General features: G+C 45.2%; 9 protein-coding genes. 5 read left to right on the forward strand and 4 right to left on the reverse strand.

All coding sequences use genetic code 11. The annotated features are described in order from the left end of the window. From K5Q99_RS04075 to K5Q99_RS04090, 4 genes are all read left to right on the forward strand, one after another. Window positions 1-762: TSUP family transporter (locus tag K5Q99_RS04075; protein ID WP_220776119.1), on the forward strand; the 762-nt coding region annotated here is incomplete at its 5' end. Between the two features lie 400 nt (window positions 763-1,162). Then, window positions 1,163-2,308, forward strand: coding sequence for an exonuclease SbcCD subunit D (locus K5Q99_RS04080; RefSeq protein WP_220776120.1), 1,146 nt, complete (start codon window positions 1,163-1,165; stop codon window positions 2,306-2,308). After that, window positions 2,305-5,361, forward strand: coding sequence for an AAA family ATPase (locus K5Q99_RS04085; protein ID WP_220776121.1), 3,057 nt, complete (start codon window positions 2,305-2,307; stop codon window positions 5,359-5,361). The genes K5Q99_RS04080 and K5Q99_RS04085 overlap by 4 nt, the downstream gene beginning before the upstream one ends. A gap of 265 nt (window positions 5,362-5,626) precedes the next feature. Continuing rightward, complete coding sequence (locus K5Q99_RS04090; protein WP_106650172.1) at window positions 5,627-6,928, forward strand: peptidoglycan DD-metalloendopeptidase family protein; 1,302 nt, start codon at window positions 5,627-5,629, stop codon at window positions 6,926-6,928. Window positions 6,929-7,298: 370 nt separating this feature from the next. On the opposite strand, the gene K5Q99_RS04095 is transcribed toward K5Q99_RS04090, so the two are convergent. The 4 genes from K5Q99_RS04095 to K5Q99_RS04110 form a co-directional block, all read right to left on the reverse strand. Then, a complete protein-coding gene (locus K5Q99_RS04095) occupies window positions 7,299-7,754 on the reverse strand; it encodes a hypothetical protein (protein ID WP_220592603.1) in 456 nt (151 codons plus the stop codon). 90 nt (window positions 7,755-7,844) lie between these two features. Continuing rightward, window positions 7,845-8,369, reverse strand: coding sequence for a M48 family metallopeptidase (locus tag K5Q99_RS04100; protein ID WP_106650174.1), 525 nt, complete (start codon window positions 8,367-8,369; stop codon window positions 7,845-7,847). 47 nt (window positions 8,370-8,416) lie between these two features. Continuing rightward, complete coding sequence (locus tag K5Q99_RS04105) at window positions 8,417-8,854, reverse strand: DUF3010 family protein (protein WP_220776122.1); 438 nt, start codon at window positions 8,852-8,854, stop codon at window positions 8,417-8,419. Between the two features lie 203 nt (window positions 8,855-9,057). After that, window positions 9,058-10,413 carry a DEAD/DEAH box helicase gene (locus K5Q99_RS04110; RefSeq protein WP_220776123.1) on the reverse strand — a complete coding sequence of 452 codons (1,356 nt, stop codon included), beginning with the start codon at window positions 10,411-10,413 and terminating at the stop codon, window positions 9,058-9,060. Between the two features lie 248 nt (window positions 10,414-10,661). Here K5Q99_RS04110 and rssA point away from each other — a divergent pair, with 248 nt between their 5' ends. Next, entirely contained in the window at window positions 10,662-11,609 is a 948-nt protein-coding gene (gene rssA / locus K5Q99_RS04115; RefSeq protein WP_220776124.1) for a patatin-like phospholipase RssA, read from the forward strand. Window positions 11,610-11,631 lie beyond the last annotated feature (22 nt).

Here is an 11,631-nt window from a genome sequence, read left to right on the forward strand (position 1 = left end):
GAACTGACTCTACAAATCGCAGCGATACTTTTTGCCGTCGCTATGGTGGCTGGTTTTATCGACTCTATCGCCGGTGGTGGTGGCTTGTTGACGATCCCTGCACTCATGTGGGCAGGCTTGCCGCCTGCGGTTGCCTTAGGCACAAATAAGCTACAGGCCTGTGGTGGTAGTTTTTTTGCGAGCTTGTATTTCGTCCGCAAAGGGTTAGTGGATCTTAAATCCGTTAAATTAGCTTTGTTTTGTGCGTTTATCGGCGCGGCATTAGGCACGATTCTCGTTCAACTCGTCGATACTAAAGTGCTGGAATTAATGTTGCCATTCTTGATTTTGGCAATTGGTTGTTACTTCTTATTTTCGAAAAAGATTTCTGAAGACGATAAGCATCAAGTGCTGACACCTACCGCATTTGCTTTTACTGCTGCTTTAGGCGTGGGATTGTACGATGGTTTTTTTGGTCCTGGTACGGGGAGCTTTTTTGCGCTGGCATTTGTATCGTTAGCGGGGTTTGGTCTGGCGAAGGCGACTGCCCATGCAAAACTACTTAATTTCTCAACCAATATAGCTTCGCTGATTTTCTTCGCCTTGGGTGGCAAAGTGATTTGGTTATTGGGGTTAGTCATGCTGGCTGGGCAAGCGGTTGGTGCGACTTTGGGGTCACGTTTGGTTGTGACTAAAGGCACTAAGATCATCAAGCCGCTAGTGGTCACTATGTCCCTTGCTATGAGCTTTAAACTCCTCGCAACGCAATATCACTTGTTCTAATAGATTGTTTATTATTAATAAATTTAGCCTTAAGCGGTGAATAAGTTAATCTTGGCGCGTAAGCTTAAGTTAATTGATATTATCTGAGTGATGCCCACCTTGGCTTAAAAGTGAAGCAGAGGTGGAAATCGCTCAGAATATCCTCTGAAGATGATCTAAATATCCCTCCTACTTTGCAATAGGTGTACTCTTTCAAGGTTTTTGAATAGTATAACTTGTCAATTTTAATGCACTTTTTAGGCTGCTCAATTTTCTCTGTGCATGTAAACGCGATGTTTTTATTTAATACGATTCAACCCGATTTGCATGCGTGCAGTGTTTATCTCGTGTGCCTTCTTTTTGCATTGATGTGCTGGTACATACTCGGGTTTAGCGCTACCACTTCTTTAAAAGAGCGATTATGAAATTTATCCACACCTCGGACTGGCACATAGGTCGTCAGTTACACAATCAGTCATTACTGGATGATCAAGCCTTTGTGCTCGAGCAAATTATTGCCTTAGCAGCTGAGCATAAGGTGGATGCTGTGATTGTGGCGGGGGATATTTATGACAGATCGATTCCGCCAGCAAACGCGGTTGCGCTGTTAGATGATGTACTCAACCGTTTAGTACAAGATTTAGGCCTGCAAGTGATTATGATTGCCGGTAATCACGATGGTCACGAGCGTTTGGGATTTGCAGCAAAACAAATGGCGGCAAGTGGCTTATATATTGTGGGGCCCTTGAGTGCTGACATTCAGCCTATTACTTTGTCGAGTACAAGTGGTGATGTGGTTTTTTATCCCTTGCCTTACGCTGAACCAGCAACAGTGCGGCAAGTGTTTGAGTGTGAGGCATCGAGCCACGAAATGGCCATGGATTTATTACTTGAAAAAGTGCGCCAGCACGATAGCCAAGGCTTACCCAAAGTGGTGATAAGCCATTGCTTTTTGGATGGTGGCAGTGAGTCAGAATCAGAGCGGCCGCTCAGTATTGGTGGCGCCGATAAAATATCGCCAAAGCTCTTTACTGAGTTTGATTATGTTGCCCTTGGGCATTTGCACGGACCGCAATACAAAGGCGCCGAGCATGTGCGTTACTCAGGCTCGATTTTGAAGTATTCCTTTAGTGAACAACATCAACACAAGTCGGTGACCTTAGTTGAACTAGGCGCGCAAACGCCGATTGATATCCGTTTATTGCCGTTAACCTCGCTGCGTGATGTTCGCATCTTAGAAGGGGAGTTAGACACCTTACTCGCCCAAGGTAAAACGGATATCAAGCGTGAAGATTACCTTATGGTCAGGCTCCTCGATAAACATGCCATTTTAGATGCTATGGGCAAACTCAGGGCGGTCTACCCGAATGTGCTGCATTTAGAGCGTACAGGCTTGATGGCGGGGCAGCCGCAAGTCGCCTTGAGCCGGGACCATATCAAAAAAGGTGAGATGGACATGTTCTGTGACTTTTTCTCTCAAGTGTCTGGTGAATCCTTAACGCAAGCACAGCAAGCCGTGATGGATGAACTCCTGACTAAGCTACACAATGAGGAGCGTCAAGCATGAGACCCCTTAGCCTTTCCATGTCAGCATTTGGCCCTTTTGCATCGACTCAAACTCTTGATTTTACAGCCCTTGGAACTAATCCGTTATTTCTCATCAACGGCCCTACTGGTGCGGGTAAGACGACCTTGCTCGATGGCATTTGTTTTGCGCTTTATGGAAAAACCACAGGTAATGAGCGTGAAGGCAGCCAAATGCGCTGTGATATGGCTGACGTTAGTCTACTAACAGAAGTCACTTTCAGTTTTCAGCTCGGTAATAACAGCTATCGTATTCGCCGGGTGCCAGAGCAAGACAGAGTTAAGAAAAGCGGTGACGGCTCGACAGTGCAAAAAAGCGAAGCACAGCTCTATAAAATTGACGCCGATGGCAATGAAAGCTTGTTAGTCGCCAGCAAAGTGTCCGAGGCCACCGCTGAGATTGAAGCCTTAACTGGGCTCGATGTGGAGCAGTTTCGCCAAGTGATGGTACTGCCTCAGGGTAAGTTTCGCGAATTACTAATGGCGGATTCTAAAGCGCGCGAACTGATATTTAGTCAGTTATTTCAAACGCATATTTATCGCCGGATTGAAGATACCTTAAAAAATAAGGCTGCCGATATCAGCGCCTTAGTGAAAGATCAACGTAGCCGTCGCGATGGTATTTTGCAAAGTGCTGGCCTAGCATCCGATGACGAGCTTAGCAGCGAATTAGCTAAGCTCACGCCTGAACTTGTGCTCGCTCAAAGTGCCAAGGAACAGGCATTACAACAGCAACAATTAGTGATTAAAGCCAGTGATGCCGCCCAGCATCTACTGGCCGAATTTGCACAATTGGATACCTTAACTCAAAAGGCAGCAGCGCTTGAGGCACAGCAAGAAAGTATCGCTGCACAAACCCAAAAGCTGAACTTAGCCAAACAAGCGCAGCGTTTAGCGCCTATGGTTGAGGTGTTTTTAGCCCGTGAGCAGGAAGCAAAAGCCGCCAGTCTCGCCTTTAACAATGCGCAAACGGCACTGAATCAGGCCAAGCAAGCCTTTGATGATGCCGAGCTCAAAGCACAAGATTTGCCTATGTTGGAAGCGTCGCTACTGGAACTGGAACAAACCAAACAACAACTGAATGCGCTGGGGCCGCAGCTTAGGGAACTGGATAGACTCAATAAAACCCTAGAGCAAGAGCAAGCGCAGTTAGTTAGGGCTAAAGCACAGCTTCAGAACAGTAAAAATGAGTTAACCGCAGTCATTCAAAAACGGCGTGAATTGGAATTGGCTTTGTCACCATTGCAGGCCAACAGCGACACTCGCCTCTCATTGCAACAGGCGCACCAGCAGCAACAGCAGTTATTGTCGACTTATCAGCAATGGCAGCAAGTGGCGGCAAGGATATCGTCAACACAGGTAAAACTTGCCAATGCAAAAGCGCACGGACAACAGCTCAATGCCCAGCATCAGCAAGCACAATTTGCACATAAAGCCTTATTAATGACTTGGCACCAAGGACAGGCAGCCATTTTAGCGCGGCAATTACAGCAAGATGAACCTTGCCCTGTTTGTGGCAGCCAAACCCATCCACAGCCAGCACAGAGCCAAGAGCCGCTCCCAAGCGATGAAGCGCTGCAATTGGCCCAAAACGCTGAAACAACGGCCCAAGAAGTCCTGAGCAAAGCCAGAGCGGAATATCGCGGATTACAGACTCAATTAGAAACCTTGCAGCAACAAGCGCAAGAACTCGCGGCCCAATTGGGCACTGCGGTTGATATGTCGTTAGATGAACATGCGCATACCTTGTCGCAATACGCTTTCGCACTCAGACAAGCTGAGCAAGCTCATCAAGATTTGCAGCAGTTACAGCAAGAAATTGTCTTGTTGCACGCGCAGGAAACGCATCTGCAACAAAAGCTGGAGCAAGGACAAACACAAGATAGTGCGCTGCAATCTAAAGTGGATTTATTGCAGGGGCAGTTAGCACATATGCAACAAAGCGTCCCGCCTGCGCTTGCAACGCTTGAGGCATTAACTGCTGCTATGACGCAAAACCAGCAACAGATAAACCAGATCAAACAACAGATTGCTGAGGTGAGGGCGCTTCAGCAACAAACGGGGCAAACCTTTGTTGCAGCTAAAGCAGCATTGAATGGTGCCGAAAATACCGCTGAGGCGGCATTAGCCCAGCAAACGCGTGCCCAGCAGCAACTCAATCAGCAATTAGTCGCAGCGGGATTTACCGACCAACTGGCCTTATTTGCGGCCATGCTGGATGAAGATCAACTGCATGCATTAGCCAGCGAGATTGAGGCTTACCAGCAGCGCAGCGCTTTGACTAAGGCCCAGTGTGAACAGTTAGCGCTTAAGCTTAAGGATAAAGTGCCGCCCGATAGCATTAAGCTCGCTGCCGAGCTTGAGTCGGCGCAGCAAGCATTACACTCAGCAGAGCAGGCATGGCAGTTGCTTCACACTTGCAGCGTATTACTCACACAAACCCAAACTCAGTTGAGTATTGCAGACACGAAAGCGAAGGCGTTAGAGGATGAGTATGCGGTTATCGGCACGCTTGCCGATGTGGCGAATGGGAAAACAGGCAATAAGATCAGTTTGCAGCGTTTTGTATTAAGCGTACTGCTCGACGATGTGCTACTCGAAGCGAGCCATAGGCTGCATCTGATGAGTAAGGGACGTTATCGCTTGCTGCGTAAGGAAGATAGAGCAAAGGGTAACAAGGCGTCTGGGCTCGAGTTAGAAGTTGAAGATGCCTACACCTCAAAAGTGCGTCCTGTGGCAACCTTAAGCGGCGGCGAAAGTTTTATGGCGGCCTTGTCCATGGCGTTAGGGCTATCCGATGTGGTGCAAGCTTATGCGGGAGGGATAAAACTCGACACCTTATTTATCGATGAAGGCTTTGGCAGTTTAGACCAGGATTCATTGGAATTGGCGATTCGAACCTTGATGGATCTGCAGTCTTCGGGGCGCATGATAGGGGTGATCTCGCACGTTTCTGAGATGAAAGAGCAGATAAATACGCGCATCGACATCAATAAAACCTCACATGGGAGCGAAATGACGATAGTTTTGCCTTAGTCGCTCGTTCTCTCTGTGTACGATAAATAACATTCTGTTTTATATATGTTATTTATTGTGACACCTGCGTGTTTAACATTAGGATAATGTCCACAAAGTCAGTTGAAAATGCTAACTGACGCATGTTTCTTGTTAATAGTCAGGTAAAAGTACGAAATAGCATTTGTCATAATGGGATTTTTGGGATAAGTTGGAAAAAATTCGGGCTTCCCTAATAGGGACTGGTTCAAAAATAAAACGCAAAGTTAACGAAAGGTGAAAAGCGTTGCAGACAGGCAAACCCAACTTTATCAACTTATCGCAAACCCGTTTGCAGAACTTATCATCGACCCAAAAAAACATTCTATTAATGGGTGGTTTGTTGATTGGCGCTGCTATGCTAATGCCGAATAATGGTCATGTTGTGCCTACTGCTCAGCGTATCCCAGTTGTCCTCGATATTGAAAATATTCTCCCTCAAGTTTCTGAACCTGAAGTTCAAGACCAAGCGACTCTTATTAATAACGCGCCTCAGTTTGAGCGAATTATTGTTTCTGGTGATACCTTAAGTGGGTTATTTTCGAAAGCGGGTGTTGATCAGCAGACCATGTATAAGGTGTTAGAAGCTGATTTAAATATTTTGGCTCTCGATACCTTATTGCCCGGTAACAGAATGCAATTTTGGCTCGATAACGAAGGCCAATTACAGAAATTAGAACTTTATTTTAACGCCGCTCGCCAAGTGGTGTTTACGCGTTATGAAGATGGCAGTTTTAATGTTGAAGAAGTCAACGTTGAAGGTGTTTGGCAAAATCGTATTATATCTGGCGATATTAAAGGTTCATTTTACGTCTCTGCACAAAAAATGGGCTTAGCTGCGGCAGACATTCAGCGGATTGAAGATTTACTCAAAGAAAAATTGAATTTCGCGCGTGATTTACGTGTTGGCGATAAATTCTCTGTTTTGGTAAATGATCAATATGTTGAAGGTGAAGCGACGGGCAGTAGCCAAATTTTAGGCGTGAGTATTAAAACTGGTCGTTCTGAAATTAGTGCATTTCAATATACAGACGGCAGTTATTACGATGCCAAGGGCCAGAGTTTAGTACGTGCGTTCCAGCGTTATCCATTAGCTAAACAACCGCGCATGAGTTCCCGTTTTAACCCTTATCGTAAGCATCCAATTACTGGCCGTATTTCACCCCATAACGGAACCGACTTTTCAGTGCCTATCGGAACTAAAGTGATTGCTCCAGGTGATGGTGTTGTTAGTTTAGTGACTGATCACCAGTTCGCTGGTAAGTATATTGTGATTGACCACGGCGGTAAGTATCGTACCCGTTATCTGCATTTATCTAAGTCGCTTGTGCGTAAAGGTCAACGAGTAACACGAGGCCAAGTTATTGCTTTATCAGGAAATACTGGTCGCTCAACGGGCCCACACTTACATTATGAATTCCATATCAATGGCAAACCTGTTGACCCATTGAAAGCGGATATTCCTATGTCTAGTAAGTTAGCCAATCAAGACTTACGCACATTTACCAATATGGTGAAGAGTCGTGAAGCTATGATGAACCTTGGCTAATAGAGTTAATCTCGCCAAGTCTGAATAAGTGTTTAAAGATTTTATTAATGCCGATGAAATGTAAATTTCATCGGCATTTTTTTATTTCCATGATCCTTCTGGATGTCGTTATTTTTCAGTTATTACGTGTATGATTCTGAGTCACATGAAAGCTTAATATTTATTCAATGCGTAGTTGTGGCGATAAAAACTCGGGGGATAAATGGAGCGGTTCTGAGGAATTTCAGTTAGCGTGTTTTAGCAAGTTATTCTCTTGGACAATAAGAGCACAATTAGGCAGCTGATAACTTTTAAAGCTAACACTTTACTCTTATACAAACTGATATTTGGGGCTGAACAGAAACGAATACGTAGCGCTAAATGACGCCTATCAGCTTGCTTGGCGTCTTTGCATCATTTTTAATGCACACTTACACAGTTTACCTTTTAGGGCGGGGCAACCACCGCAGGGAGACTTTTTAAAAGGACGTAATGCAAAGCTGTGTTCTGTGGGTAGAGGAGTAAGCCGAGTAATCATAGTTGATGAAAATGTTGCATCATTAGCGGCAATAAACTTAGCCTTTGCTAGCTTTAACTGTTTCTTGAGTGCGGATTTATTGCTATGGGCAAATTCTTGCTGTGAAATGTGCTTCGTGAGTAATTTGGTGAGGTGCTTGCGCTGAGCTTTTTTATTCGTCAACGATTTATCGGTAAGCGTGTGCAGACGAGATAAGGATGGAATCGCTTTTCCTGAACTTGAAACAGTTTTCGTCTGTGCCTTGAGTAACTTTTTCGCTTGCTTTTTACACCACTTGCTTAAAAGTTTATCGATATTCTGTTTCGTCATTGTCGTTACTGAATTCTGCAGCGTGAGATACTTCAATATTCTAAATGAAAATTATTATCAGTCAAGTTGTGGGTAAAAAATGTACTAAGGTCAAGTGTCGGCTTTATCTGCGGAATAAGGGGATATGTTGGCGTCGATACAGGTCAATAATAAGCGTAAATCAAATTCAAACTGGTGATAATCCGGCTCCATATGAGTACACAAATTGTAGAAAGCCTTGTTGTGATCTTTTTCTTTTAAATGGGCTAATTCGTGTACAACGACCATACGCAATAAGGGTTCAGGTACACGCTTCAAACGTGAAGAAATGCGAATTTCGTTCTTAGCTTTGATTTTATTGCCTTGAACTCGTGCAACGTAGGAATGTAAGCCAAGTGCATGATGACTAATGTTAATTTTGTCATCAAAGATCACTTTTGAGAGCGGGGACGACTGGCGTAAAAATTGGTTTTTAATCGCTTGGGTGTAGTCGTACAGCGCTTTATCACTGCGGACGTTATGTATGACAGGATGACGTTTCAACAGTAGCTTAGGTAATGTGCCAGCATCAAGATGTTGCTGTACCTGCTGTTGAATATCTGGGCTGTAACCGCTTAAGTATTTTAATGGATTCATAGGGAATTTGGCTCCGAATGATTTCGGAGCCTGAGTTATCGCATTACTTAAACTTTGCCGAAAATACGGCGATTTTGCTGGGCGTAAGCGGCTTCGAAAGCTAACTGCTGCACTTTTTTAAGATCTAAACTATCGAAATCAACCTGTGGTGGATTGCGCTTGTTTTGCTCTTTGATAGTGACAGGAGACAGTAAGCTGACAGGTAATTCACCTAATTGAATCGCGGCTTCAAGTTTAAAACTTGTAGCAGAACCCGCCAATTTACCTTTTTGCTCACGTTCAATGATGACAACTTCATCGACGCAATAATCTTGCATAAGCTTATGAAAAGCGAAGTGAAACTCACGAATAGCTTCTGTGGTAGCAGATTGGGAAACGGTGAAAGACGCCTTACGGCATTCTGGCACATTGAAGGTTTCACCTTCATAGCTCAATAAACTGATAATGGCTTCGCCACCTTTTAATTCAACACCACAAACTCTCATGTTACACCTTCAAAATATCGATAATAGCGCTATTGTAGCTGGAAATGACGCGAGGATCAGTGTTTACCCTGTACTTTTGATTCTCTTGGCGACAGGCTGATGCACTTAAGTACGTCAATTCCCAGTATTCGTTCAGCCAATGTATTGGGTATCAGAAATAAAATCTGATGTTAAATCCACCGGCATGTATTCTTTAATTCGTTCTAAACTTCTTCTGTATCATTGTCTTGCAGCAATTGCGCCGCAGCAGGTTTTTTACGCATGGGTGCATCGCCAATGTCCACGCCCGTGATAAAACGCTTATCCCGTGACGGTGCTGGTGTGGATGCTTTAGTTCTTTTGCTCTTACCTTTAGCTAGCTCGGCTTTAGCAACACGTTTTGTTGGTGTCTGTTTGGCTTTACTTTTTAGGCCACTAAATTTAGCTTCTAGACCTGGAATCGTACTGATCTCAAAGGTCTTTCTAAGGAATACTTGGACTTTCTTAAAGTTGTCCCAATCTTTAGGTCCGACGAGCGATATCGCATCACCTTTTGCGCCAGCACGGCCAGTACGACCGATACGATGCACGTATTCTTCGGCAAATTTAGGCATGTCGAAGTTGACGACCAAAGACACATTAAGCAAATCCAGACCACGAGAGGCGACATCGGTCGTCACGAGAACTTGTTGTTGACCACGGGCAAATTGGTCCATGATTTGGTTGCGTGCTGCTTGCTTTAAATCACCGCTGAGTGCTGCGGTTGCAAAACCTTGTGCTGTTAACTTAGCGGCTAAGCGCTCAGTATCTGGTCGAGTCGCGGTAAAGATGATCACTTGCTTATGGGTTTCATCTTTCAGCAAACGAGCCAATAACGCTTCTTTATGGTCTAAGTGGTCACATAAAAAGATACGTTGATGAATGTCGTTATGCTCAGAGTGTGCCGCGCCAATTGCTACGTGCGCTGGATTTTTTAACAGTGTTGCCGCGATATCATTGATTTCGTCATGATCTAACGTGGCAGAGAACATCAGCGTTTGACGACGTTTATGATCGGCTGCATCGTTGATGGCTTTTAACTGCGGTGCAAAGCCTAAATCCAACATGCGGTCGGCTTCATCGAGCACGAGTAACTCTAACCCATTTAGAAATAGATGTTTTTGCTCGAGATGATCGGCGATACGACCTGGCGTTGCGACAATAAAATGCGGTTCTTTTGCTAAGGCTTTAGCTTGATCGTTAAAGTTTTCCCCGCCCAGAACGCTGATGGCCTTGTATTGGGTGTTGGCGACTAGCAGGCGAAGCTGACTGTACACTTGATGTGCTAGTTCGCGAGTCGGTAATAAAATCAATACTCTAGGATCGCGTTTTGACAGTGAGCGGGTAGAAATGACTCTTTGCAATGCGGGTAACAAAAACGCTAAGGTTTTACCTGAGCCCGTTTTTGATGACGCCATTAAATCTTTACCTGCCAATGCGATAGGCAGTGCTTGTTCCTGGATGGCGGTGGGTTCTGTGATCCCCATATGTTTTATGCTTTGAAGCAGACGCTGGTCCAGAGAAAAATCGGTAAATTGCAAAGGTATATCCCCTAAATCTTAGTAAGGGCAGATTATAGCCTTAATCGCCCTAACTCAGCTATCCACATCGGCGATTATCTCTGTTTCATACATGGATTTATCGCCAGAGTGTGTCATTTACACTCTGTTGCCTGCATTTGTTTACATTGACGTTACAAGAACTTAATTGTCTTGGTTTCACTAATTGACAGTGGATTTGGAAGGATTTTACGTTATCGTGTAGCGGGTAGTGTAACAGGAGAATGATTATGGCTAACGGAACAACCCCTTCGGTGGGTATTGCCTTGGGCAGTGGCGCTGCGAAAGGTTGGGCGCACATTGGCGTGTTGAATGGTCTTGCCGCCATGGGGATCAAACCCGATAAAGTTGCGGGATGTTCGGTGGGCGCTTTAGTGGGCGCCGCGTACGCCCATGACCATTTACCTGAATTAGAAGAATGGGTTCGGAGTTTCTCCAGCTGGGACGTGCTCGGCTTGATGGATATACGATGGCGTAAAGGCGGGCTTATTGGCGGCGATAAGGTATTTGATGTGCTGCAAGCTCGGATAGGGGATGTGAATATTGAGAACCTCAATCGTCCCTTTGCCGCGGTGGCGACCGATTTGTATTCGGGGCAGGAAATATGGTTTACGGAAGGGGATTTACGTCAAGCTGTGCGCGCGTCTTGTTCCATGCCGGGGATTTTAGCGCCCGTAAAACAGGGAGACCGCTGGCTCGTTGATGGTGCTGTGGTGAATCCAGTGCCTGTTTCTGTTAGTCGTGCCATGGGCGTTGATCTGGTGATTGCTGTGGATTTATATGGCTATCATTCCGGCCGTATTCAAGTATTGCCGGTGAACATGACGAGTCAAAAGATAACGGAACCTGAAATGGATCCATCTGCAAGACAAGAAACCGGATTTATGGATTTGTTTGCCCGTGGCCGAGATTATGTCAGCAATCTTACCGATAAGTTTTCGCTTGGCACTAAATCGAATCCTGGCATGATTGCCGTGATGTCGCAATCAATGGGCATTTTAGAGCAAAGACATAAACGGGCACGCTTGATGGGCGATCCGCCAGATATTTGTATTGTGCCTGAGGTCGGTAATATCGGTACTATGGAATTTCACCGTGCCGATGAAGCGATTGCCGCAGGCGAGGCCGCTGTGGAGAAGGTGGCACATTTGATTGAAGCTGCGATGTGGAAGGGTTAATCCGTTAAAGGTTAAAAGACAA

The sequence above is a fragment of the Shewanella hafniensis genome (assembly GCF_019655335.1).
GTDB classification, from domain to species: domain Bacteria; phylum Pseudomonadota; class Gammaproteobacteria; order Enterobacterales; family Shewanellaceae; genus Shewanella; species Shewanella hafniensis.

What these genes read in the sequence shown, in the direction of transcription:
- K5Q99_RS04105 (WP_220776122.1), bottom strand. Translation starts at nt 8,854, where the DNA reads ATGAGAGTTTGTGGTGTTGAATTAAAAGGTGGCGAAGCCATTATCAGT.
- K5Q99_RS04095 (WP_220592603.1), bottom strand. Translation starts at nt 7,754, where the DNA reads ATGACGAAACAGAATATCGATAAACTTTTAAGCAAGTGGTGTAAAAAG.
- K5Q99_RS04085 (WP_220776121.1), top strand. Translation starts at nt 2,305, where the DNA reads ATGAGACCCCTTAGCCTTTCCATGTCAGCATTTGGCCCTTTTGCATCG.
- K5Q99_RS04080 (WP_220776120.1), top strand. Translation starts at nt 1,163, where the DNA reads ATGAAATTTATCCACACCTCGGACTGGCACATAGGTCGTCAGTTACAC.
- rssA (WP_220776124.1), top strand. Translation starts at nt 10,662, where the DNA reads ATGGCTAACGGAACAACCCCTTCGGTGGGTATTGCCTTGGGCAGTGGC.
- K5Q99_RS04100 (WP_106650174.1), bottom strand. Translation starts at nt 8,369, where the DNA reads ATGAATCCATTAAAATACTTAAGCGGTTACAGCCCAGATATTCAACAG.